Origin of the sequence: Paraburkholderia sp. Clong3, from assembly GCF_050436485.1 — a bacterium.
Classification (GTDB): Bacteria; Pseudomonadota; Gammaproteobacteria; order Burkholderiales; family Burkholderiaceae; genus Paraburkholderia; species Paraburkholderia tuberum.
Genome location: NZ_JBNDMH010000003.1, coordinates 1,105,745 through 1,128,781, shown reverse-complemented (window position 1 = coordinate 1,128,781; position 23,037 = coordinate 1,105,745). Strand labels below are relative to the sequence as shown.

21 protein-coding genes are annotated in these 23,037 nt (G+C 62.7%); 5 read left to right on the top strand and 16 right to left on the bottom strand.

From position 1 onward, the window contains the following. Nucleotides 1–30: 30 nt before the first annotated feature. The 12 genes from OKW30_RS28570 to OKW30_RS28515 form a co-directional block, all read right to left on the bottom strand. Nucleotides 31–1,122: a hypothetical protein gene (locus tag OKW30_RS28570; RefSeq protein ID WP_429348254.1), complete on the bottom strand. Its 1,092-nt coding sequence runs from the start codon at nt 1,120–1,122 to the stop codon at nt 31–33. Nucleotides 1,123–1,595: 473 nt separating this feature from the next. Continuing rightward, on the bottom strand, nt 1,596–1,721 hold the full coding sequence (locus OKW30_RS28565; protein ID WP_409340077.1) for a zinc ribbon domain-containing protein: 126 nt from the start codon (nt 1,719–1,721) through the stop codon (nt 1,596–1,598). 160 nt (nt 1,722–1,881) lie between these two features. Then, on the bottom strand, nt 1,882–3,498 hold the full coding sequence (locus OKW30_RS28560) for a methyl-accepting chemotaxis protein (protein WP_429348253.1): 1,617 nt from the start codon (nt 3,496–3,498) through the stop codon (nt 1,882–1,884). 180 nt (nt 3,499–3,678) lie between these two features. Further along, nucleotides 3,679–4,371 carry a phosphatase PAP2 family protein gene (locus tag OKW30_RS28555; RefSeq protein ID WP_184074020.1) on the bottom strand — a complete coding sequence of 231 codons (693 nt, stop codon included), beginning with the start codon at nt 4,369–4,371 and terminating at the stop codon, nt 3,679–3,681. Nucleotides 4,372–4,526: 155 nt separating this feature from the next. Next, the gene (locus OKW30_RS28550) at nt 4,527–6,239 is read right to left on the bottom strand and encodes a SulP family inorganic anion transporter (RefSeq protein WP_429348252.1); all 1,713 of its coding nucleotides are present in this window, start codon (nt 6,237–6,239) and stop codon (nt 4,527–4,529) included. A 657-nt stretch (nt 6,240–6,896) separates the two neighbouring features. Next, nucleotides 6,897–7,949, bottom strand: coding sequence for a LacI family DNA-binding transcriptional regulator (locus tag OKW30_RS28545; RefSeq protein ID WP_184049508.1), 1,053 nt, complete (start codon nt 7,947–7,949; stop codon nt 6,897–6,899). Nucleotides 7,950–7,994: 45 nt separating this feature from the next. Further along, a complete protein-coding gene (locus OKW30_RS28540; protein WP_429348251.1) occupies nt 7,995–9,155 on the bottom strand; it encodes an ABC transporter ATP-binding protein in 1,161 nt (386 codons plus the stop codon). A 3-nt stretch (nt 9,156–9,158) separates the two neighbouring features. Then, the gene (locus tag OKW30_RS28535; RefSeq protein WP_184074014.1) at nt 9,159–10,076 is read right to left on the bottom strand and encodes a carbohydrate ABC transporter permease; all 918 of its coding nucleotides are present in this window, start codon (nt 10,074–10,076) and stop codon (nt 9,159–9,161) included. Further along, nucleotides 10,073–11,029 (bottom strand): carbohydrate ABC transporter permease, encoded by a 957-nt coding sequence (locus OKW30_RS28530; RefSeq protein ID WP_187618924.1) that lies wholly within the window; start codon nt 11,027–11,029, stop codon nt 10,073–10,075. Before OKW30_RS28530 ends, OKW30_RS28535 begins: the two co-directional genes overlap by 4 nt. A gap of 8 nt (nt 11,030–11,037) precedes the next feature. Further along, nucleotides 11,038–12,276: an ABC transporter substrate-binding protein gene (locus tag OKW30_RS28525; RefSeq protein WP_429348250.1), complete on the bottom strand. Its 1,239-nt coding sequence runs from the start codon at nt 12,274–12,276 to the stop codon at nt 11,038–11,040. Between the two features lie 94 nt (nt 12,277–12,370). Further along, on the bottom strand, nt 12,371–13,789 hold the full coding sequence (locus OKW30_RS28520) for a GH1 family beta-glucosidase (RefSeq protein ID WP_429348249.1): 1,419 nt from the start codon (nt 13,787–13,789) through the stop codon (nt 12,371–12,373). 67 nt (nt 13,790–13,856) lie between these two features. Further along, complete coding sequence (locus tag OKW30_RS28515) at nt 13,857–14,123, bottom strand: hypothetical protein (protein ID WP_187618922.1); 267 nt, start codon at nt 14,121–14,123, stop codon at nt 13,857–13,859. On the opposite strand from OKW30_RS28515, the gene OKW30_RS28510 reads away from it, so the two are divergent. Further along, a complete protein-coding gene (locus tag OKW30_RS28510) occupies nt 14,110–14,496 on the top strand; it encodes an ester cyclase (protein ID WP_429348248.1) in 387 nt (128 codons plus the stop codon). The two genes, OKW30_RS28515 and OKW30_RS28510, sit on opposite strands and share 14 nt — an antisense overlap. 122 nt (nt 14,497–14,618) lie before the next feature. Here OKW30_RS28510 and OKW30_RS28505 read toward each other — a convergent pair whose 3' ends face one another. Both OKW30_RS28505 and OKW30_RS28500 read right to left on the bottom strand, forming a co-directional pair. Next, a complete protein-coding gene (locus OKW30_RS28505; RefSeq protein ID WP_429348247.1) occupies nt 14,619–14,774 on the bottom strand; it encodes a hypothetical protein in 156 nt (51 codons plus the stop codon). Between the two features lie 82 nt (nt 14,775–14,856). Continuing rightward, nucleotides 14,857–16,101, bottom strand: a complete 1,245-nt coding sequence (locus OKW30_RS28500) for a DUF1479 domain-containing protein (RefSeq protein WP_429348246.1) — start codon at nt 16,099–16,101, stop codon at nt 14,857–14,859. Nucleotides 16,102–16,196: 95 nt separating this feature from the next. Here OKW30_RS28500 and OKW30_RS28495 point away from each other — a divergent pair, with 95 nt between their 5' ends. The 4 genes from OKW30_RS28495 to OKW30_RS28480 all read left to right on the top strand — a co-directional run bounded on the left by OKW30_RS28495 (nt 16,197) and on the right by OKW30_RS28480 (nt 20,336). Next, entirely contained in the window at nt 16,197–17,189 is a 993-nt protein-coding gene (locus tag OKW30_RS28495) for a helix-turn-helix domain-containing protein (protein WP_429348245.1), read from the top strand. Nucleotides 17,190–17,369: 180 nt separating this feature from the next. Further along, entirely contained in the window at nt 17,370–17,753 is a 384-nt protein-coding gene (locus tag OKW30_RS28490; RefSeq protein WP_429349183.1) for a nuclear transport factor 2 family protein, read from the top strand. A gap of 104 nt (nt 17,754–17,857) precedes the next feature. Next, nucleotides 17,858–18,805: a lactate/malate family dehydrogenase gene (locus OKW30_RS28485; protein ID WP_429348244.1), complete on the top strand. Its 948-nt coding sequence runs from the start codon at nt 17,858–17,860 to the stop codon at nt 18,803–18,805. A 52-nt stretch (nt 18,806–18,857) separates the two neighbouring features. Then, entirely contained in the window at nt 18,858–20,336 is a 1,479-nt protein-coding gene (locus tag OKW30_RS28480; RefSeq protein ID WP_184065364.1) for a DASS family sodium-coupled anion symporter, read from the top strand. A 184-nt stretch (nt 20,337–20,520) separates the two neighbouring features. Here the strand turns inward: OKW30_RS28480 and OKW30_RS28475 are convergent, their stop codons facing one another. Together OKW30_RS28475 and ftrA are read right to left on the bottom strand one after the other, a co-directional pair. Next, complete coding sequence (locus OKW30_RS28475; protein ID WP_429348243.1) at nt 20,521–21,738, bottom strand: DUF2252 domain-containing protein; 1,218 nt, start codon at nt 21,736–21,738, stop codon at nt 20,521–20,523. A gap of 287 nt (nt 21,739–22,025) precedes the next feature. Continuing rightward, complete coding sequence (gene ftrA / locus OKW30_RS28470; RefSeq protein ID WP_429348242.1) at nt 22,026–23,024, bottom strand: transcriptional regulator FtrA; 999 nt, start codon at nt 23,022–23,024, stop codon at nt 22,026–22,028. Nucleotides 23,025–23,037: the final 13 nt, after the last annotated feature.

Below are 23,037 nucleotides of genomic sequence, written 5' to 3'. Positions count from 1 at the left end.
CCGCGCCGTCAAACCGGCAGCGCGCACTGTCTATTTCCAGATTTGCACGCTCCCATCGAGATACCCAATCTCCTTCGTCTTGCTGCCCGTAAGCAGGCACGAGGTTGAAACGGCCCGAGTCTGGAGCGCAAGTCGGCTCACGTCTCGCAGATGCGCATAGGATTTCAAACGAGTCGGCGTTTTTGGTGTGACATCCCGTTTCAGGCTCTTGATAAACACGTACTTATAGTCGCTTTCTGTGTCGTGTTCGGCCAGGTAATTAGCCAACCACGCAGTCGCAATCGAAATGACGCGATTCCGCGCTTCATTGGCGTTATTCTGGGCTATCGACTTCCCCATATTGACCGTTCCGAAACCGGCCATCGGATGCTTTGCCATCTTACGCGTGAGGCCTGATTTCGCGCTCCGTCCTGGAATGTCGTCCGGAGCGGGTTGCCCGTCTGACGCGCCGGCATGCATCAACATCGACGCCCAGGTATAGTACTGGCCGTTTAGCCCATAGCATATTTGCTTCTCAATCAAGTCGAGCAGCATGAAGGTCGCCATAAAAACGCCACCTCCCGACTTATCCCGGTCGGCGCCTCCCTCGCTGATCAGCAGTCCCGCGATCGTATTGGCCAATTCGACCGCGTCGTCGTCGCCGCTCGTTTGCCCCCACAGGAGTTGCCGCGCTTTGGTGGCCGCTGTCGAATAAACCTTCGCGACCCGCCGTGCCTTGCGGGTGTAGACCGTCTGCGCCTTCGGGTCGAATCCGCGCGCCTTATCAGCCAACTCGCCTGCGGTTACCACGTGCGAAGTCGCCAAGGCGACTTCGCCTTCGAGGAGTTCAGGCGGAACCTCAGTCACGTCCGACGTGTAGCTCTTCAAACCTTTTGCCGCTCCGCCCCACTTCGCAATTAGCCGGTCTGCCACCTTGATAAAAACGGTCTCTTTCCCCACCGGCTGTTGGCTTAACCAGTACCAGTCTCCAATTCCAAGGGGTTGGTAGGGAACGGCGAACGTGCCCTCGCCGTGTGGTTTGCTTGCGGTTGGTTTGGTGCTTGCTAACAGGTTCCAAATGTCCGCATACAGCAGGTGATCAACGTCTAGCGATTTGAATGCTCTACCGAATCCGATCTTCATCTCGACCTCACAAAGTGGGTTTGAATCGAAAATTGGTATACCGCAATCAAGCTGTCGCGCAAGTTGGCGGAATTGGCGCGTTCTTCAACTCGACTTCCTCGAGCTATGCCTTTTAAATTCCGCGCGTTAAGCCGCAATTGAACATGACGCTCGCGCTATATATCTTATTAAAATTCGCGGCGGATTTCGTTCTCTATCGCTGTGGTGCATTTGATCCAGGTGGACGCCATTTACCGCGATTAGCGTCTATGGCTTATGCCATTTGTCCGGATGGATTGCCTACAGAAATGTTGTTACGGGACTCGACTGCGCCGCACAGTCGGCAACCGGCTTACGCCATCCCACAAGGCGACGGGAGGATCGGCGAGCGTAGATCCGCCGGCATGGCAGAACCGACGCACGAATGTCCGCGCGAAAGCATGGGCAACGGCTGCAAATGGCCCGGATTTTGCCGTCGCCCGATCAGACAGGTTTCAGCTCTTTCTGGAGGTTTTCGGCACAAATGGCGTGGGTATGTGCAGAACCTTCTCGCTTCCGCACTTTGGGCAAGCCGGATGAGCGTTTTCATGTTCAGCAAGATGCTCGGCATGTTCGAACATCTCACCGCACTTCTCACACCTGTACCGGTAAGTCGGCATGGCATTCCTCCAAAGAGAATCCCGCACGTCTGGCTGACCAGATACGTCTACGACGTCGGCAATAACCCATTCTAGTGCAGGAAAGTGCGAGAAACGCCTGCGTGCACCTCGCGCGCAGCGCTCATCGTATGGGGCAAATGTCAGTTTGCCCGTCGCCTACCAGCCGAAATACCTGCACGGCATCTTCCAATGTGGACGCCTGTTCTTGCATGCTGGCTGCCGCGACTGCCACCTGCTCCACCAGGGCAACGTTCTGCTGGGTCATCTCGTCCATCTGCCCGATCGCGCGGTTGACTTCGCCGATGCCGGTACTTTGCTCGTTGCTCGCGTGGGTAATCTCACCCATCAAAGTGACCACACTATCGACAGCCGTGACGATTTCGGTCATGTCCCGGCCAGCCTGGTCGACCAGTTCGCCGCCTGCATTGACGTTGCCGACCGAGTCGGTGATCAGCGCCTTGATTTCCTTGGCGGCCATGGCGCTGCGTTGGGCCAGGCTGCGCACCTCGGCGGCGACGACCGCAAAGCCGCGTCCCTGGTCGCCGGCGCGTGCTGCCTCGACGGCCGCGTTCAAAGCCAGGATGTTGGTCTGAAAGGCAATTGAGTCGATCATGCTAATGATGTCGACGATCTTGTGTGAACTGCCGCGGATCAACGACATGGTGGTCACCACATGCCCCACCACGGTGCCGCCTTTGACCGCGAGATCGGAGGCCGAGGCGATGTGTTGGTTGGCGTGCGAAGCGCGTTCGGCATTGGCGCGGACCATCGCCGTCAATTGTTCCATCGTCGATGCGGTTTCCTCGAGCGAGCCAGCCTGCGCCTCGGTGCGGGACGAAAGCTCCGCGTTGCCGGCCGCAATTTCGCGCGCGCCCAGTGCGATCATATCGGAGGCACGTCGGACGTTGCCAACTACCGAGGCCAAACCGACACTGATGCCGTTCATTGCCTGCATCAACTGGCCCAGTTCGTCGCGCCGGCTGACATGAACTTGCGCGGTCAAATCGCCGGCCGCGAGTTTTTCGGCGGCGGCCTTCGCTTCGAGCAGTTGCATGCCGAGACCGCGCCGGGTCGTCACGAAGACCAGCGCGCTGACCAGCAGCGCGCCGAGTAGCCCGAAGCCGATCACCCCGGTTTGCAGGAAAGCGGGCAACGCCGCTCCCGGGCTCGATCGGTCGGGGGGGATCACGGCCTCCAGCAGCCGAGCATAGCCCAGCAGAAGTACGGTATTGGCGGCCAGGGTAAGCAGCGCGAGTCTGGCTCCGATCGACAGGTTCCACACCTCACTGACGTCGAGGCCGACATACAGCGCGCCGATTATCTCGCCAGAACTGTCCCGGATCGGCTCGTACCGTGTCATGTATTGCTTGCCGAATAGCGTCGCGTAACCGGTGTAGGGTTGCCCGCCGCGCAGCATCCGATAGCCGGGATGCGAGCGGTCGAGTACCGTGCCCACGGCCCGCTCGCCGGTTTGCCTTTTGACCGAAGTGGCGACGCGCACGAAGTCGTCGCCAATTGCGACGAATAACGTGCCCGTCGCGCGGGTTTTGCCGGTGAAGTGGTCCACTTCGCCGTAGTTGAGGTTCAGCAGGGTGTTCCCGTTCAGCAGCCCGGGGGTCATGACACCGAGGATGTCGACACTGCTTGATTCGTCGCGTGAAAATGGAGCTGGAAAATACCCGGCGAGCGTTCGCGCGTGACGGCGCACCTGGGCCTTGAGCGGCAGCAGAGAGTACATGAAGTGAACCCCGTCGACTAAGTCAGCGAGCCGAATAAATCGGACGTTTTATTCTGAATTCATTAGACAGAATATTGCATCAGATGGCAATAGAGTGTGCTCGCTAATCTCAGCTCACTGAAAGGCGGCGCCAGGGCGAACCTCAAGAATATCGGCATGCGCCGTGGCGCTCCGCGCGGGTCATAGATGTTTGAACACGCCGAACGCCAGAGCACGCAGTTCTTCGAACTGCGTGACGAGTTCGACACACAAAATGAAGGCCAGCATTGCAGAAGGTCCCGGATGGCGTTCGATCCATCGCAGCGCCGGGGTCGCGTAGCGCGCGCGGATCGCATCTCGAGTCAGGACCAAGGTAATCACGATGCCCACGGCGCCCCCTACCAACAAATCGGTCGGATAGTGAAAGCCGAGATAGGCCCGCGGAAGGCAAATGAAGAGCGCGGTGTAGAGAAGCGCCAGCACGCCGATGCCCCGCCACACGAGGAAGATGCCGGTGGCGATGGCCATCCACAGCATGGCGTGATCGCTTGGGAACGAACTCCAGTCTGACAACTGCGCAGTCTGGGCCGCGCCGCTCGCGAACTGCAGATGAAGTTCGGCGCTATAGATGGGACGCACTCTAAAGGGCAACCAGTGAGCCAGCAGCCTTCCGACGAAGAGCGCCACGACACCGCTGAGAAGCGTCGCGAGAACTATTTCGCGCCGCCATTCGGCGCGCCCGTCTTGCTGAAACCAGATCCACCAAAGCAACGCAGTCAGTACCAGGCCTTTAAAGGTGTAGAGGTCGGCGATGGCTTGTATCGATTGGGTCGCGAAATGACCGAAGTGTATGCTGGACAGATATGTTTCGATGGTCGAATCGAAGCTGTTCATGCTCTTGTAATCAATATCTGCTAGTCGAAGCGGAACGTCAGAATAATTGAGGCAAGCGACAACCAATGAGGCGCAGACAACGTTTGCTAGCAATTTGCCCGTCCGAGGCGGTGTTCGCGGCATGCGCCGCCGCAGTGCGAAGCCAGGGCGGCCCGTTATGGCGCCCCCTTAACCCGCTCATGCGGATTCTCCACTCCCGCCATGCTCAGCGCCTCATGCAGCGTGCCGAAAATACAGCGCTCCTCGACGATCGGCGTGATTCCATGCCGATCCATATCCGAGCGCAAATAGCGATTCACCCGCGCAAAGACCACCTCGATCCCATTGCGCTTGAGCGTCGAGCACAACTCGCCCACCGAGCGCGCCGCCGAATAATCGACATCCGTAATCGCGCTCGCATCGACGACGAACCAGCGCACGGCGTTCGGTGCGTGATCGATCAGGCGGCGCGTATCGTCGACGAAAAAATGATCGTTCGCGTAGAACAGATCGGCGCCGAAACGATACACGATCAACCCCGGCGCGGTCTCCACGCCGGGCACCGCCGGCACCGGCACCCACATGCCGTCGCCGTTGGGCGCGAGCATCATCGTGTGGGGGCGGTAGCTGTGTCGCACGTGACGCAGCAACGACAACGCGACGGCGACCAGAATGCCGTGCTCGACGCCGATCAGCACGACCGCCGCCGCCGTGAACAAAGCCAGCGCGAATTCGCCGGGACTTTCGCGGCGAATCGAAAAGAGCGACTGCAGATCGATCAGGCCGACCGCGATCGTAAACACGATGCTCGCGAGAATGCAGTGCGGCAGATACTGCAGATAGCGGCTGAAAAACAGCAGCACGACCACCACGACCGCCGCGAACAGGAGTTGCGCGAACTGGCTGCGCGTGCCGGCGCGATCGGCCATCGCGGTCTGCGTCAGGCTGCCGTTGACGACGAACGCGCCGGAAAACGCCGCCGCCGCGTTGGCGGCCGCGATGCCGAGCAGGTCTGCGTTGGTATCGATCGGCTCGTGATAGCGGTCGGCGAACACCCGGCTCGCCGCGGCGCTTTGCGCGACGATCATCACGAAGCACGACGCCGCGACCGGCACGAGATCGAGCATCTGCTGCCACGTCACCGACGGAATCCGCAGCGGCGGCAATCCGCCCTCCACCGGTCCGAGGATGGAGATGCCGTGCGCGGCGAATCCGAACACATCGCTCGCGGCAATGCCCGCGACGACCGCGACCAACGGCACCGGCAGGCGCGGCCAGAAACGTTTGCAGACGAGAATCGCGGTCACCACGAGCAGCGAGATCGCCAGTGTCGGCCGATTGATCTGCGCGGCGTCGCTCACGACGAGCAGCACTTGTTTCACGCTGCTCGCCGCATGTCCGGGCACGCCGAGCATGTCGCCGAGCATCGCGATGCCGACCTGCACGCCGACGCCCGCCAGAAAGCCGACCAGCACCGTACGCGACAGGAAATCGGCGAGAAAGCCGAGCTTGAAGATGCGCGCGACGAACAGCAACGCGGCCGTCAGCAACGCGACCATCGCCGCGAGCGCCGCATACCCGGCGCTCGACGCGGGCGCCATCGTCGAAAGACGACTCGCGAAGATCGTCGCGGTGGCCGAATCGGCGGCGACGACCAGATGCCGCGAGGCACCGAAGAACGCGAACGCGACGAGCGGCAGGAACACCGTGTAGAGCCCGGTGACGGCCGGCATGCCGGCAATGCGCGCATAGCCGAGGACCTGCGGAATATCCATCGACGCAAGCTGCACACCGGCCAGCGCATCGCGCGCCGCCGCAATCCGGCTCAAAGGAAGAACGCCCTTCAGCACGCTGGCACGCGCCGCCATTTTTTGCAGAGAATCTTGCATACGCGATGCTGACCTAAAACGAAAGTAATCGCGCATCGTGCCGCGAACCGGCGCGCCAAGGCAAGACTTATGGAAGGGAGGACGGGCTATTGACGAAAACGAAAACGAGAAAGCAAACCGAAAGAACGCAAACGATTGCTCCTTTCAAGCGCACAACGAACTAACGGACGTTAATCGCAAAGCGAAAATCTCCACGGCGCAGCCGCGGAAAAAAACGCGCGAAGAAGATCTACCGTTTGAATTGCCCTGTCTGCGGGTCCACATGGCGCGCGAAACCGAACAGCGCAGCAATGCAGATCGGACAGGCGATCAGAAAGATGGTCAACATCACACTCACCCCGTAACAACTTGTTACCGGGAAGTGTAAAGAAATTTGAAGTAAGTTTAATGAGGGAAAACCGCAAAGCACTATTGCGCAGGATTACGGGAGCCTTAAAAAGATCGTCGATGCGTAAGTGAAAACGCGAATAAGCGCACCTGCCGCGCGTGAAAACCCGCGCGGAAATATCCGTTGGACTTCAAGGAAACCCCCGCCGCGCATTGTTGGCAGCCGCGCCCCTAGTCCGCTCGCAGGTCTGCACACCGCCCGCATACGACAGCCGCCACGGCGCGCGTGCGCGCGCCAGGCATCACACCGCCACGATTAGGCAAACCCTTCTACCGCTTTGCGCCGCGCGTATTTTTCTTCGGCATCGGCGCTGGTCCGACCGATTCGCGCATCGTCACGCTGAGCGGAAACTCGCGCAAGATCTCCCAGGTGGTGCCATAACACTGGTTGATGAGCCAGCGCACCGCGTTTTGCGTAAGTTCCCCGGTTGGAATATGCACCGACGTGAGCCCGGGCGCCGCGTAGGCGGCCGAGTAGTCGTCGTCGTAGCTGATCACGGAGATGTCGTGCGGCACCGAAATGCCCGCCTGGTGAAAGCGCGCGAGCACGCTGACCGCCATCGTGTCGTTCGCGCAGAACAGGCCGGTCACGCGCCGCTGCGTCTCGAGCAGCTTCTGCGCGGCCGCGTAGCCGCCTTCGGGCGAAAAGTCGGATTCGATCAGCGTGACGTCGTCGCGCGCAATGCCGGCTCGCGCGAGCTCGGCGAAAAAGCCGTCGATCCGCATCACGTTGTCCGACGCGGTAGCGGGCCCGGAAATCACCGCGATGTCGCGATGCCCGTGATCGAGCAGCGTGCGCGCCGCGAGTTCGCCGCCGCGCCGATGATCCGCGCTGAACGACGCCTCGGGCAACTGCTCGAACGCGCGATTCAGGAACACCATCTTCGGATGCATGCCATGCAGCATGATCAGGTCTTCGTCATGCAGATCGTGGCTGATCACGACCACGCCATCGCAATCGCGGCCGATCAAAAAGCGCACTGCCTCGATCGCCTGCTCGCGCGGCGACACCTCGCCGCAACCGGTCGCGACCACGACATGGCGCCCCACCGCGCGCAGCTCGGTGTCGGTCTGCTTCAGGATCGTGCCGTAATAGGAACCAAAGAAGGTCGGCACGAAGATGCCGATGATGCCGAGCTGCTGCGTCGCCATCGCCCGGCCGATCGACGACGGGCGGAAATTCAGCGCCTCGATCGCCGCCTTCACGCGCGCCGCGGCATCGGCGGAAATCGGTCCCTTGCCGGAAATGGCTCGTGAGGCGGTCGACATGCCCACGCCGGCCAGTTCCGCGACGTCCTTGAGTGTTGCCACGCGGTTCTCCATCAAGCCTGTCTCGACGAGCCGCTTCGCGCGTGACGCGCCGCGGCGTTATAAGCGCGCGCCGCTCGCTTCGTCGAATAGCGAGACATGCGCGGCGTCGAACGAGAACGCCACGGTGTCATCCTCCGCAATCGGCGCCTTGGTCTGATCGATCGACGCGATCTGTTCGCCATGATAGTCGAGCCAGATCACGCGGTGGTTGCCCATCGGCTCCATCAGCGAAACTTTCGCGCGCTCGCTGGCGCCTTCCGTGATATGCACGTCTTCGGCGCGCACGCCGAGCACGCAGCGCACGCCCTGCGCGGGCGCCCCCTTGAACGCGTACGCCGACACGTCGATCCGCACCTGCCCAGTGCAAAAGTGAAGCGCGCCGTCGCGCGTCTCGAGCGTGCCCTTCAGCAGATTCATGGCCGGCGAGCCGAGGAAGGTCGCCACGAACAGATTGTTCGGCCGCGCATAGACCTCCGCCGGCGTGCCGAACTGCTGGATCACGCCGCCGCGCATCACGGCCATGCGCGTCGCGAGCGTCATCGCCTCGACCTGGTCGTGCGTCACGTAGATCATCGTCGCGCCCAGGCTGTGATGCAGCTGCTTCAGTTCGCGGCGCAGTTCGGTGCGCAGCTTCGCGTCGAGGTTCGACAGCGGCTCGTCGAACAGGAACACGTCGGCCTCGCGCACGATCGCGCGGCCGATCGCGACGCGCTGCCGCTGTCCGCCCGACAACTGCGACGGCTTGCGCTTGAGCAGCGGCCCCAGTTGCAGCATCTCCGACGCGCGGGCGACGCGCCGCGCGATTTCCGCCTTCGGCGTGCCGTTGATGCGCAGCGCGAACGACAGGTTGCGCTCGACGCTCATGGTCGGATACAGCGCGTACGACTGGAACACCAGCGCGATGCGGCGATCCTTCGGATCGGCCCACGTCATGTCTTCGCCGGCGATCTCGATGCTGCCGTCGCTGACGTCGATCAATCCCGCGATGCTGTGCAACAGCGTGGACTTGCCGCAACCCGACGGCCCCAGCAGCACGACGAACTCGCCGGCGAGCACGTCGAGATCGAGGTTCTCGATCACCGTGTTCGAACCGAGGCGAATCGTCAGATTGCGGACCGCCACATTGGCGGGATGCGTGAGCGCCGCGGCGTCGGAGTCAACGTCAGCGCTTGCACCCGGCACGCCGGCCGCATCGATCGTATTAGCCATGTTTGCCATGCCCTACCCCTTGACGGCGCCCGACGCAATGCCGCGCACGAACCAGCGGCCCGAAATGAAATAAACCGCGAGCGGCACCAGCGACGTCAGGATCGTCGCCGCCATATTGACGTTGTAGAGCCGCTCGCCGGTCGTCGTGTTGATGATGTTGTTCAACTGCACTGTCATCGGCAGATTCTTCGTGCCAGCGAACACGAGGCCCAGAATGAAGTCGTTCCAGATGTTCGTGACCTGCATGATCAGCGCGACGACGATGATCGGCGTCGACATCGGCAGCATCAGTTGAAAGAAGATGCGCCAGAAGCTGCCGCCGTCGATGCGCGCGGCCTTGAACAGCTCCTGCGGAATCGACGCGTAGTAGTTGCGGAACAGCAGCGTCATCACCGGCATGCCGAACATCGTATGGATCAGCACGATGCCCGGCAGCGAGCTGAACAGATGCACGCTCGCGAGCACGCGCACGAGCGGGTAGATCATGACCTGCACTGGAATGAACGCGCCGATCAGCAGCACGCCGAACAGCAGACCCGCGCCGCGTGGCCGCCAGAACGACAGCGCGTAGCCGTTCACCGCGCCGACCATGATCGACAGCACCGTGCTTGGCACGACGATACGCACCGAGTTCCAGAAGCCGACGCGAATGCCGTTGCAATCGAGCCCGGTGCAGGCCGACTGCCATGCGGCGCTCCACGCGTCGAGCGTGAAATGCATCGGCAAGCCGAGCAGATTGCCGAGGCGGATCTCGCTCATCGGTTTGACCGACGTGACCAGCATCACGTAGAGCGGCAGCAGAAAGAACACCGCCGCGGTGAGCAGAAACGCGTAGATGCCGAGCCGCGCCGGCGAGAACGCCGAGCGGCGGGGCCGCGTGCGCGCGCGATGCGGCATGCCGCCTTTGAGCGTGGAATCGAGCGTGTTCATCCTCTCTCCCCGCGCAGCGCCGCACGGCTGCGTGCATAGAAGAACGGCGCGAGCACCGCGAGCACCGTCGCCAGCAGCACGATCGATGCGGCCGACGCAAGGCCGATGTTCGCGCGCCCGAACAGATAGTCCATGATGAATTTGGCCGGCACTTCGCTCGCGGTGCCGGGGCCGCCCTGCGTCATCGCGACGACCGCGTCGTACAGCTTCACGACCATCACGAACAGCAGCACGAACGCGGTCGAGATCGACGGTCCGAGCATCGGCACCACGATGCTCGCGTACACGCGCCAGCGAGGAATGCCGTCGATGCGCGCGGCTTTCCACAACTCTTCGTCGATGCCGCGCAGGCCCGCGAGCAACAGCGCCATCACGAGGCCCGAAGCCTGCCACACGGTCGCGATCACGATCGTGTAGATGACCCAGTCCTGATCGACGATCCAGTCGAAGCGCGCATGCGCGAAGCCGAGATTGCGCAGCACCTGCTGCGCACCGAGCGCGGGATTCAGGATCCATTGCCACACGAGCCCGGTCGCGACGAACGACATCGCGTACGGATACAGAAACACCGTGCGCAACGCGCCTTCCGCGACCACGCGCTGATCGATAAAGATTGCCAGCAGCAAGCCGATCACCATGCACGCGATGATGAAACACGCGCCATAGATCACGATGTTCTGCAGCGACGTCAACCAGCGGTCGTTGTGAAAGAGCCGCACGTACTGCGTGAAGCCCACGAAGTCGTTCGACGGAAACGTGTGCGAATTGCTGAGCGACACGCGCGCGGTCCAGACCATCGTGCCCAGGTACGTGAACACGACGGTCAGGAGCATCGGCAGCAAGGCCAGCCAGACCGCGATCGAAAACCGCCGGTTCAGCGGCTTGTTTCGCGGTTTGGGGTGCGACTTGTCCTGTGGTTTCGAACCCTCGGCTGGCAGCTTGAGCGCGTGCATGGCGAGGCCTAGCCCTTCAACGCGCTGGCGAACGCTTTCTGCGCGTCGTCGACGGACTCGTTCTTGTTCCAGAAGTTCGTCACGACGTCAGTCAGCGCACCCTGCGTATCGGGCGACAGCAGCATTTCCGGATTCGGCAACTGGCGCGACTTGTCCTTCATGATCGCGATGCCCTCCTTGGCGCAGATGTCGAGGCTGCTTGTGTCGACGTCAGACCGGATCGGAATCGAGCCCTTCTTCGCGCTGAACGCGACCTGCGCGGACGGCGAGGTCATCACCGTGGCGAGCAGATTCTGCGCCTTGATCGCCGACGCGCTGTCGGTCTTCGGAAACACGAAGACGTCGCCCGCGACCAGATACGGCGAACGCGGACCGAAGCCCGGGAAGCAGCCGAAGTCCTTGCCCGCCGTTTGATTCGCCGCGACGAACTCGCCCTTCGCCCAGTCGCCCATGATCTGAACGCCGGCCTTGCCCGAAGTCACGAGCGCGGTCGCGTCGTTCCAGTTGCGGCCAGGCGAGCCCGGATCGACGAAATCGTGCAGCCGCTTGAACGACACGAGCACCTTCTTGAACGCATCGGAGTTCACCGCGTTCTGATCGTGATCGCGATAGACCTTCATATACAGGTCCGGGCCGCCCACATCGGCGAGCACCGCGTCGAACGTGATCTTCTCCTGCCACGGCTGGCCGCCGAACGCGAGCGGAATCACGCCCGCGCTCTTCAGCTTGCCGAGATCGGCGATGAATTCGTCGTAGCTTTTGGGCTCGCTCGCGATGCCCGCTTTCTGGAACACCGGCTTCGAGTAGAAGAACCACGCGGGCATATGAATATCGACCGGCGCCGCGTAGAAGTGGCCCTTCACGCGGATACTGTCGAGAATCGACTGCGGGAAAATGCCGTTCCAGTTTTCTTTCGCGGCGACGTCGTCGACGTTATTCAGGAGTCCCTGGTCGATCAGATCGTGAAACTGCTTCGACGTATTGAACTGGGCGGCGGTGGGTGGATCACCGCCGACGATCCGGTTGATCGCGGTGGCGCGCGCCTGATCTCCGCCGGCGACTGCGTTGTCGACCCATTGGCCGCCGGCCTTGTCGTACGCGACGGCAAACTGCCGAATCGCGGCCGACTCGCCGCCCGAGGTCCACCAGTGAATCACGTTAGCCTTGAGCGGTTCCGCATGCGCGACGACGCCATACAGCGCCAGTGCCGCAACTACGCCTCGCAAGACCATTCTGTTGCTGTTCATTCCGTCTCCTCCAGGCTCAGTGCCCGTGTGTCAAGTCGAAATACCAATCAGCTCCACCCGGTTTTACATCGTTGCTGCGTCGTTTTAATTGTGTTTATTGCGCTTGCGCGTTGCGATCTTCCAGGAATTTCGACACCAGCTCCGCGCTGCGCTTGACCGTACGCTTCTGCGTTTGGTAGTCGACGTGCACGATGCCGAAGCGCCGCTCATAGCCGAAAGCCCACTCGAAGTTGTCCATCAGCGACCACAGGAAATAGCCGCGCACGTCGACGCCCGCCTTGATCGCCTGATCGACCGCGGCGAGATGGCGCTTCAGGAACGAGATGCGCTGCGTGTCCTCGACGCGGCCGTCGATCACCTTGTCGTCCGATGCCATGCCGTTCTCGGTGATGTAGATCGGCGGCAGATTGGCATAGGTATCCCTGAAACCGGTCAACAGATCGCGAAGACCGTCAGGGTAAACCTCCCAGCCCATCTGCGTGCGCTCGACACCCTCGAGCGGCACCTCCTTGAAACCGTGCCCACCATCGCTCGCCACGTTGGTGCGGAAATAATAGTTGATGCCGAGAAAATCGAGCGGCGTATTGATCGTCCGCATGTCGCCTTCGAGCACGAGCGGCACGCTGCCAGGCCACAACTCGAACAGGTCTTGCGGATACTCGCCCTTGAACAGCGGATCGAGAATCCACGCGTTGTGCTGAACTTCGAACAGCTCGGCCGCGCGACGGTCGGCGGCGCTGTCGCTATTCGGCGTGCCGCGCCCGACATTCGCGACGATGCCCTTGTGCGAGCGCGGATCGTTCGCGCGCAGCACCGGAATCGCGAGACCGTGCGCGAGCAGCAGATGATGCATGGCCTGCGCGGCGAAACGCAGGTTCGAGAGTCCCGGCGCGTGATGGCCGTTGCCGTAGCCGAGGTACGCCGAACACCACGGCTCGTTGAGCGTCGCCCACGCATCGACGAGGCCGTGCAGCTCGCGGCTCATCAGATCCGCGTAATCGACGAAACGGTACGCGGTTTCGCGATTGAGCCAGCCGCCGCGATCCTCGAGATGCTGAGGCAGGTCCCAGTGATAAAGCGTGACGAAAGTCGTGATGTTCTTCTCTTTGAGCCGTCCGAGCAGGCGCTTGTAGAAGTCGAGCCCCTTGCGGTTCGGCGTGCCGTTTTCGTCCATCACACGCGGCCATGCGGTCGACAGCCGGTACGCTTCGAGGCCGAGGCCCGCGAGCAGGTCGACGTCCTGTTCCCAGCGATGATAGTGATCGCACGCGACGGCGCCGGTGTCGCCGGCCAACACCTTGCCCGGTGTGGCCGAGAACGTGTCCCAGATCGACGGCAGGCGGCCGTCTTCGTTGACCGCGCCTTCGATCTGATACGACGCGGTGGCCGCGCCGAGCAGGAAATCCTGGCGCCACAGCGACGAATCGGCGGGCGGTGTGAATGGATCGGAATGCGGGTCGCCGTGAGCGGCTGGACGGGCGGCGTCGATGATTGCGGATGCGTCGTTTACCACGGATTCTCTCCTGCCGATGAGGTCGTTGAACCGGGTGTGGTGGAGCTCGAGGCGCTGGCGTTCGAACTTACTGCGAACGCTTAAGTGGAAGCGCTTCCACACTGTCCAGCGAACGATAGCAGCGGGGAAATCGGCGCAGCAATCCGGGTTTGTCTGGAGGGGTTTCTGGCATGCGTGCGAGGGTGATGCGGCGCGCATCGAGGTTGTTCGACTGCAACGGATAGTTGCGGCTTCCGACGAAAATCCCCGGCAGCCGTGCAACGCAAAGTCTCGGATCGCCGACAATCGGCTTATCCACTGAAGCATGGAAGACGATTGCGATGAGCGAATTCAATCTGTCGGAACTCTACCGCGGCTATATCGCCTGCCTGAACACGCAGGACTGGTCAAAGCTGCGAGACTTCGTTGGCGAAGACGTGAAGTACAACGGCCAACGAATCGGTTTGTCCGGCTATCGCGAGATGCTGGAAAGAGACTTCCGCGAAATTCCCGACCTGCACTTCGAGATTCAGATGCTGGTTTGCGAGCCGCCACATATCGCAAGCCGATTGCATTTTGACTGCACACCCATCGGCATGTTACTTGGGCTTCCCGTGCAAGGAAAACGGGTGGAGTTTTCCGAGAACGTCTTCTACGAGTTTGGTGACGGCAAGATCCAGCAAGTCTGGTCGGTCATCGATAAAGCCGCGATCGAGAGTCAGTTGTAGCGGCTCAGGGACACGCCGCGCTCAAACGCTTCGCGCGGCAATTCTGCCATGTGGGAAATGCCGCGGTTATCAGAAACGCCCGCATTTCACTTCGATTCTTTTTATCGGGCGAATGCGCTCGTCTATGGCTCGTCGTCCTCGCGATCGGGGTCGACGTCGGGATCGAGCGGCGGCTCATCCGGGTCCTGCGATGGACCGACGTCGGGCAGATCCGTCTGCACGACGTCGGACTGATCCGGGCGGATCGGGTTTTCGTCCTTGTTCGGTTTGGTTGCCATGGCCGGTCCTCCTTAGGTCGTTGCCATGCTGAAGCGGCAGCAAGTTCCGCTCCCGATCCAGAGGCAGCCATGCCCTTTCCGGTCACAAATCGAAGCCCATTTGCGCACGGCCAAGCTCGGTGAGATCGTCTCGCGTCGCGCGGCCGACGAAATCGACTTCGAAATGATCGGCCGGAAAATCCGGCGGGCTCCTGCCTTCGAGAAAGCCCGGCAGTTGCCGCTTCAGATACGCATCGTTCTTCGCGCAGCCCGGCAGCGAAGCGATATACATCACGTTGCTATAGCCGTTGCCGCGATGCGCGTCCTCGACCGCGTGAATGACGTCGCTATGCCAGAACACGGTGTCGCCCGCCTGCATCAGCGGAATCGACGACAGCGCATGAAACAGCGGCGCGTGATATCCCGACTTGATCGACAGCGCGCGCCCCGGCAGCGCTCCGCACAGATCGTCTTCGGCGACATCATCCTGAAGCGCGCGCAACAGGATGTAGACCATCGAGTTCGCCATTGGCACCAACTGCAGCGTGCCGTCGCCGGGACCCTGCGGCGTCAGCGCGGTCCAGCCTTGAAACGTGCGGAACATCGAGCAGACGGCCGGCGATGCGATCTCCTCGACTTCGGTTCGCCACGCGGCGTCGAACGGATCGTAGTCGCGCCAGTGGCCCGAGAACACATGGCGATAGACCTTGCGGAAGTTCGGCTCGATCCAGCGCTCGACCGAACCGCCGTCGCAATGCGCCGACAACCCGAGCGATTCCGATCCGGGCGGCCGACGGCGCAGGCGGTCCGCATACACCGGCACATGGTTCGGATCGAAATGCACGCGCCCTTCGCTTTCGGTGCGCCACAGCCGGTTCAGGAACACGCGGGCCTGCGTGAGCTCGGTCGATTGCCGCGCGAGCACCTGCGGTTTCGACCAGTACACACCGTAGATTTGCGGCTTGCTCGAGGCGAGCTGCCCAAAGTACCTGTCTTCCGCGCGATTGTGCAGCTTTGCGTCGAGGTCGTTGCGCTCGACGTAGTCGGCGATGTCGTGATCCCATTGCTCGACGAGCGACCGGTCGAACACCTTGCGGATCACACAGGCGCCGCGAGCTTTGACGAGCGCGATCTGCTCGTCGGTGACCCGGTTCGCCACGATGTCGGCAAACTGGATTTCCGGAATGACCGGCTCGCCGCGCTCACGCAGCGTCGCGATTCGCTCCGCCTCCTTCGTCATCGCCGCTTCGACGTCGGCGAACACGTCGCGGTAGTTCGGCAGCATCGCGCGCAGTTCGCGCTTCGCTTGACGGATGGCTGCCGGCAGGTCGTCGATTTGCAAGGCCATTGCATCGTCTCCATGTGGTTTCTGATGCTTGAAGCGTACGCGAACGATCGCCGCCTGCGTGATACTATCCGGTCAAAGATTTGACGATTTCGGACATGAAAGCCGCTTTTGAACATGTGGATTTTGGCCGGGACTGTTCGGTCAGGGTTTACCACCGCAGGCTGCCCCGCATCCCTTTCGAATGGCACCACCATCCCGAGTACGAGCTGACGCTGACGATGAACAGTCAGGGCAAGCGGTACATCGGAGACTCCGTCGCGACCTACGGCGCGGACGATCTGGTGCTGGTGCCGCCGAATCTGCCGCACACTTGGTCCTCGAACCGTTCGATCGACGCGGCGCACCCGCAGGTCGCGATCGTCGTATGGTTCGACGGCGCGTGGGTGCGGCGACTCGCCGATGTCTGCCCCGAATACAACGGACTTTGCGACCTGTTGCGCAGAGCGGCCTGCGGCCTCGCGTTCGAAGACGGTGCCGGCACACGCATGCGCGAACACCTCGACCGCCTGCTGTCCGACAAACCGCGCGAACGCTTGCAGGCGGCGCTCGATGTACTGGATCTGCTGTCGGCGCTGCCCGCCACGCCGCTCGCGTCCCCAAGCGCATTCGACGCGCGAACCGGCACGCCGACTGGCCACGAATCCGATCAGATCAATCGCGTGCTCGCGTTGATCGAAACACAGTTCGCGCATCCGCTTCGGCTTTCCGCGCTGGCCAAGGCGTCGGGGCTTTCCGAGCGCTCGTTGACGCGGCATTTCACGCAGCATCTTGGCGAGAGCGTCGGGCGCTATCTGAGCCGCGTACGAATCGGCCACGCATGCCGGATGTTGACCGATACGCAAGCGCCGATTTCCGTCATTGCGACGCGCTCCGGATTCGCGAACGTCGCGAATTTCAACCGGCAATTCAAAGCCGCCAAGGACATGACGCCGGTTGAATTCAGGCAGCAGTTCGCGGGCGCGCGGCGGGCGGAGCAACAGATGTCGCCAATGCTCACCGAGCGCTCGCCTTCCCTGCAGAGACTTCGCAACAAAGGAGACGGCAAGCGGATGTCTCGGCCCGCGCGTGCAGGCCGGCAGTCCGAATGACCGGACTACTCGGCGAGCAATCCCTGCAGGCGCCAGACATTTTTTGCACGTCCGGGGGAGTACTTGCAGCAAGGGTGGGGCCGGGCATTTTATGGCGCAGACTATGCGCTGGCGGCGAAATTTCAACGCGACGGCAACGCGCGGCTGGTCGACTGCAATACCCGACTCTGGAGGCACTCCATGAACGAACAAGCGATACGTGAAGCCTTGAACGCACACTGGCGAGCGTCGGCGGACGGCGATCTCGACGCCGAACACGCTATCTACGCCGACGATGCGATCTGCGACTATCCTCAATCAGGCGAGCGAATTCGTGGACGAGCCAATTTGCAGGCTCTGCGCGGCCATCATCCCGGCAAGCCATCGGGTTTCGCGATCAGGCGAATTCAAGGCGAGGGCAATCTGTGGATCACCGAGTACACGATCAACTATCAGGGGCGCATCGCTTACACGGTCAGCGTGATGGAGTTCCGCGAAGGCAAGGTCGTCCACGAGACGCAGTATTTTGCTGATCCGTTCGAGGCACCGGATTGGCGGAGTCAATGGGTTGAGCGGACCGCGTGAAAAAACGCGCCGCGGCCGTGTAGGACCAAGGTCCGATTGATGACAAACGCGCGCATGCGACTATGCTTCGAGGGGGCTGAAGCCCGAACTTGACGAGGTTCGCTATGCGGCAGGCCAAGATCGTTATCGTCGGCGCGGGGCTGGTCGGGGGATCGGCAGCGCTGTTCGTGGCGTTGGCCATTCCGAGCGCGAAAGTCGTCATGATCGATGTCGCGCGGGTGCGCGCTGAGGGACAGGTTCTCGATCTCGCCCACGCTGCGGCATTCTGGGGGCACAGCCGTTTTCGCGCAGGGGACTACGAAGACGCGCGTGACGCCGACATCGTCGTGATCACGGCCGGCGCCGGCGTCAAACCCGGCGAGACTCGCCTGCACCTTGCCAGAACCAATGCGGACATCGCGACCGAAATCGTCGGGCGGATCGCGCCGCTCGCGCCCGACGCCATCTATCTGATCGCGACCAACCCATGCGACGTGCTGACCGGCGCCGTTTACGACCAATTGCGTTGCGAGCGCGAGCGCGTCATCAGCACGGGAACCTCGCTCGATACCGGGCGGCTGCGCTCCCTGCTGTCCGAGCGGCTCGGCGTGGTGGCCTCCGCGATTCACGCCTATGTGCTCGGCGAGCACGGCGAATCGGCCGTGATCCAGTGGTCCGCCGCAACGGTCTGCGGCATGCCCCTCGAGACCTTCCTGACGCGCAACGGCAAGGAGCTGGGCCCCGCCAGCAGGGATCTGATCCTGCGCTCCGTCCACGAGGCGGCGAAGCTCATCAAGGAAGGCAAAGGCGCCACCCATTACGGCATCGCCAGCGCGATAGGAAGGATCTGCGAGGCCATCGTGCACGACACCGATCTGATTCTCACGGTTGGCATCGTCCAGCCCGAAGTGGAAGGCGTACCGGACGTGTGCGTGTCGCTGCCAATGGTCGTCAATGGCGCGGGCGCGCGGTTGATCGCCTATCCGGAACTCGACCCTATCGAGCGCGAGACCTTGCTAGGTAGCGCGCGCATCGTCAAGGACGCGACGCAAAGCGTGCTCCACGAGCGGTGACGCCTTCCCGCGCACTCCGACAATACCCAACCACGCCGGCACGAGGTCCATCATGGCTCCTACACCTGCCAAGGTTTCACGGCCGACCAGCTCGCCTCCCGCCACGCCGAAGCCCTCGGTCGGACTGCCGGCCGGCGTCTGGAAATATCTGGTACCGATCGCGGTCGGCGTCGCGCTGTGGTTTCTGCCCGCGCCCGCCGGCCTCCAGCCGAAGGCGTGGCATATGTTCGCCGTGTTCGTCGCGACCATTGCCGGCATCATGACCGCCCCGCTGCCGATGTCGGTGGTTGCCATCATCGGCTCGACCATTGGCGTGCTCGTCGGCGTTCTGTCGTTTGCCGACGTCACCAAATCCACCGGCACCGACCTCGTATGGCTCGTGATGCTCGCGTTTTTCATTTCACGCGGCGTGATCAAGACCGGCCTTGGCCGCCGGATCGCGCTTCTGTTCATGCGATTGCTGGGAAAGCGAACGACGGGGCTCGGCTACGGGCTCGTGTTGACCGAACTCGTGATCTCCCCCGCGATGCCGAGCATCACCGCGCGCGCGGGCGGCGTGATGTTGCCGATCACGCGAGCCATCTCCGAAGTGCTGGGCAGTCACGCCGACGATCCGGAATCACGCGTGAAGGTGGGACGCTACCTGATTCTCTGCGCCTTCCACGCGAACATCATCACGGCGGGCATGTTCATCACGGCAATGGCGGGCAATCCGCTGGCGGTCAGGCTGGCCGCGGACCAGGGCGTGTCGATCAGTTGGCTCGACTGGGCGGTGGCGGCGTCGATCCCCGGTCTGCTGTGCCTCGCCGTCATTCCGATCGCCATGCTGTGGATCGCCCCGCCGCAGGTCAGACGCACCCCCGATGCCACCGACCTCGCGCAACGAGAGCTCACGACGATGGGGCCCATCTCGGTCAAAGAAATCATCATGGCGTGCATCTTCGTCGGCTTGCTGGTGCTGTGGGTGTTCGGCGACGATCTCGGCGTCGGCGCGACGCTCGCGGCGGCGATCGGCGTTTCGTTGCTGTTCATCAGCGGCGTGCTGACCTGGCAGGACGCGCTGAACGAGAAGTCCGCCTGGGACACGATGATCTGGATCGGCCTGCTCATCATGCTGGCCTCCAAGCTCAACGAATATGGCATGGTGAGCTGGTTCGGCAAGGAATTCGGCGCGCATCTCGCGGGCTTTCCGATGCTGGCGGTCTATATGATGGTGGCGGCGATCTACGTTTACATTCACTACTTTTTCGCCAGCGCCACCGCGCATATCAGCGCGCTGTTTCCGCTCTCCATGGCACTGATGGTCGCCGCCGGCGTCCCGCCCTTCGTCGCCGCAGTCTCGCTCGGGATTCTGAGCAATGTGAACGGCTGCCTGACGCAATATGGCATCGGCTCCGGTCCCGTCATGTTCGGCGCGGGCTACGTGACCCAGGGCGAATGGTGGAAGGCGGGATTTTTGATGAGCCTGTTTTACATGGTGGCCTGGCTGGTCGTTGGGCCGCTTTGGTGGAAGGTGCTGGGGCACGTATGAGACAACGCGACTTTCGCCGCGCGGCTCGTACGGCCCGCGCACACGTGATCCTGCTCCGCTTCCCGCTTCGTCAATCGCGAGCGGTCATGACCCGCGCAACTTCCCCGGTCGTCATCGATCGCCGCCGGTCACCGCGACGCCGTCCGCAGCCCTGACGCCCGCGCCGGCCCTCCAATGCAACGCTTCAGTTGCCCGTGCCGCTCATCTCGAAGGTTCCCCGATCATAAGCTTCGCAATAAGCCTTCCAGTCCGCCGCGACCTGCGCCTCACACTGCGTCGCAAGATCGATCAACGGCAGTTGCCAATCGCGCCGACTGCCAAACGCGATCAGATCGTCCGCGATCGCCGACTTCTGCCGCCCTCCGCTGCGCAGATGCGCCCACGCGCTCAACTCGGCCATGCTGTTGATCACTGCCTCGAGCCGCGGCAGCTTGCCGTCCCAGTCGGCAAGCGCGACGCGATCTTCCGATGGCTGCAAACTCCGCAGCACATAGGAGCGCTGGTTGAATTCCACCGCGTGCAAAAAGGCCTGCGAGACCGCCTGATTGCGCCGCTGCACTTCGACGACACGCTGTGACTCGGTCTGCCACTTCGGCTGCGTCGCCGTCACGTGCGCACTCACTGATGACGGCAGCGCCTCTTTCAAATCGATCAGGTAGTTGCCATCGGGCGAGCCCTTGCCCTCGACCAGAATCACATAGCGATCGACACCGAGGCTGCCCGTCCCCGCAATGCGGCGCGCGACATCGAGCGTGCGGTAGAACTCGGGATTCGGCTCCGTCACCGCGAACTGCTGCATGAACTGCGCGACCGCGGCACGCCGTTCATCGCTGACGGGCAGCGCTTTCTTGCCGTCGACCTTCAGCATGCGCGTTTTGCCCTTGAGCACCGTGCGACGGTCCAGATGCGCGACGCGCGTGCGGCTCGCGAGCGCGACGAACAGATCGCGCACCATGCCGGTCGCGGTCTCCGCTTCGATCCAGCGCGACTTGCCGTACGCGAGCGCGGCGCCGTAGGCATCGAGAGCGGTGTGGCACAGCGCGAGCGCTTCAGCGCGGCTCAGCTTCAGATTGGCCGCGCCGACCAGCACGCTCGTCAACAGACGCACGAGCTCGTACGGAACCGGCGCGAGACAGGCTTCGTCGAAGTCGTTGTTGTCGAAGTAGACGAGGCGATTGTCGCCCTTGTAGCTGCCGAAATTTTCGAGGTGCATGTCGCCGCAGATCCACACGTGCGGCGCGTCGTCGAGTACGTTCGCGCGCGGCAGACGCGCATAGAACAGATGGCAGGTGCCGCGCAGAAACACGAACGGCGAGCCGCGCATGGCTTTGTATTTCATCGCGAGTCGTTCGGGGTCCCGCCCGGCGTTGAAGTTGGCGATGATCTTTGCGATATCGGACATAGCGGGTTCCGTTGAATGGGCAAGCTCGACGTGAGCTCCGTGCCTGCTGCTGTGACCTCGGGGCGTGCCGCGAATTCAATGCGCGTTCAACCCGGATGCAGTGACGTGGCTGTCGTTGCTTGTCGCGGCAGTGGCGATCGGTGGGCTGCTTGCCTACGGGTATCGCCAGTGGGCGCGCTCGACAGGCTCGAACTTCGAGTTCTATGCGCCGTTGTTGGCGCTCAACGCGACCGCGCTCCTGTTGCTGACGAACGCGCTATGTTGGTTCGAATACATGTCCAATGTCATCAATGTGTCGCATCCATTGTGCTTACGACCTGCTGGACTCCCCCCTCCCCACCGAACCTGCGCCGATACGCCCCCGGACTCGTCAACGCGATCCGGCGAAAATGCCGCCGCAACGACTCCTCCGACCCGAACCCCGCCAGCTCGGCGACGCGCGCCATCGGCAGCGGCGTCGCGGCTTCCAGCAACTCACGCGCAAGCGCGACGCGCTCCCTGACGAGCCATTCATAAGGCGCCATGCCGGTCGCGTCGCGGAACTGCCGTTGCAGCGTGCGCGGGCTCATCGCCGCGCGCCCGGCGAGCGAGCGCAGCGTATGCGGCTCGGCCGCATGGCTGCGCACCCAGTCCATCAGCTTCGCGATACGTCCGCTTTCGTCGGGCGGCATCGGGCGCGGCACGAACTGCGCCTGGCCACCCTCGCGATGCGGCGGCACCACGAGCCGTTGCGCGACGCGATTCGCGACCGCGCCGCCATGATCGCGCCGCACCAGATGCAGCAGCATGTCGAGCCCGGCCGCCGATCCCGCCGACGTGATCACCTGCCCTTCATCGACATACAGCGCGTCGGGCTGCACACGCAGTTGCGGATAGCGCTGCTGCAACTTGTCCGCGTAGCGCCAGTGAGTCGTCACGGTCTTGCCGTCGAGCACGCCGGCCGCCGCGAGCACGAACACGCCCGAGCAGATCGAGCAGAGCCGCGCGCCGCGCTCGTAAGCCGCGCGAAGCTTGCGCAGCAGCGCGGCCGGCGGCACCTCGTCGGCATCGCGCCAACCCGGAATCACGATCGTGTCGGCGCTCGCGAGCAGCTTCAGCGTGTAGGGCGCGGCCAGCGTGATGCCGCCCGCCGCGCGGATCGGACCGGGCTCGCTCGCGCAGACCGCGAAGCGATACCACGGCACGCCGAGTTCGGGACGCTCGAGTGCGAACAGTTCGGTCACGCAGCCGAATTCGAAGGTGCAAAGCCGGTCGTAGGCCAGCGCGACGACGAGATGATTGTGCATGGCGCAATGTTAC

Bases quoted from the DNA above. Each gene is read 5' to 3' on its own strand.
- OKW30_RS28570 (WP_429348254.1), bottom strand. From the start codon at position 1,122: ATGAAGATCGGATTCGGTAGAGCATTCAAATCGCTAGACGTTGATCAC.
- OKW30_RS28565 (WP_409340077.1), bottom strand. From the start codon at position 1,721: ATGTTCGAACATGCCGAGCATCTTGCTGAACATGAAAACGCTCATCCG.
- OKW30_RS28560 (WP_429348253.1), bottom strand. From the start codon at position 3,498: ATGTACTCTCTGCTGCCGCTCAAGGCCCAGGTGCGCCGTCACGCGCGA.
- OKW30_RS28555 (WP_184074020.1), bottom strand. From the start codon at position 4,371: ATGAACAGCTTCGATTCGACCATCGAAACATATCTGTCCAGCATACAC.
- OKW30_RS28550 (WP_429348252.1), bottom strand. From the start codon at position 6,239: ATGCAAGATTCTCTGCAAAAAATGGCGGCGCGTGCCAGCGTGCTGAAG.
- OKW30_RS28545 (WP_184049508.1), bottom strand. From the start codon at position 7,949: ATGGAGAACCGCGTGGCAACACTCAAGGACGTCGCGGAACTGGCCGGC.
- OKW30_RS28540 (WP_429348251.1), bottom strand. From the start codon at position 9,155: ATGGCAAACATGGCTAATACGATCGATGCGGCCGGCGTGCCGGGTGCA.
- OKW30_RS28535 (WP_184074014.1), bottom strand. From the start codon at position 10,076: ATGAACACGCTCGATTCCACGCTCAAAGGCGGCATGCCGCATCGCGCG.
- OKW30_RS28530 (WP_187618924.1), bottom strand. From the start codon at position 11,029: ATGCACGCGCTCAAGCTGCCAGCCGAGGGTTCGAAACCACAGGACAAG.
- OKW30_RS28525 (WP_429348250.1), bottom strand. From the start codon at position 12,276: ATGAACAGCAACAGAATGGTCTTGCGAGGCGTAGTTGCGGCACTGGCG.
- OKW30_RS28510 (WP_429348248.1), top strand. From the start codon at position 14,110: ATGAGCGAATTCAATCTGTCGGAACTCTACCGCGGCTATATCGCCTGC.
- OKW30_RS28505 (WP_429348247.1), bottom strand. From the start codon at position 14,774: ATGGCAACCAAACCGAACAAGGACGAAAACCCGATCCGCCCGGATCAG.
- OKW30_RS28500 (WP_429348246.1), bottom strand. From the start codon at position 16,101: ATGGCCTTGCAAATCGACGACCTGCCGGCAGCCATCCGTCAAGCGAAG.
- OKW30_RS28495 (WP_429348245.1), top strand. From the start codon at position 16,197: ATGAAAGCCGCTTTTGAACATGTGGATTTTGGCCGGGACTGTTCGGTC.
- OKW30_RS28490 (WP_429349183.1), top strand. From the start codon at position 17,370: ATGAACGAACAAGCGATACGTGAAGCCTTGAACGCACACTGGCGAGCG.
- OKW30_RS28485 (WP_429348244.1), top strand. From the start codon at position 17,858: ATGCGGCAGGCCAAGATCGTTATCGTCGGCGCGGGGCTGGTCGGGGGA.
- OKW30_RS28480 (WP_184065364.1), top strand. From the start codon at position 18,858: ATGGCTCCTACACCTGCCAAGGTTTCACGGCCGACCAGCTCGCCTCCC.
- OKW30_RS28475 (WP_429348243.1), bottom strand. From the start codon at position 21,738: ATGTCCGATATCGCAAAGATCATCGCCAACTTCAACGCCGGGCGGGAC.
- ftrA (WP_429348242.1), bottom strand. From the start codon at position 23,024: ATGCACAATCATCTCGTCGTCGCGCTGGCCTACGACCGGCTTTGCACC.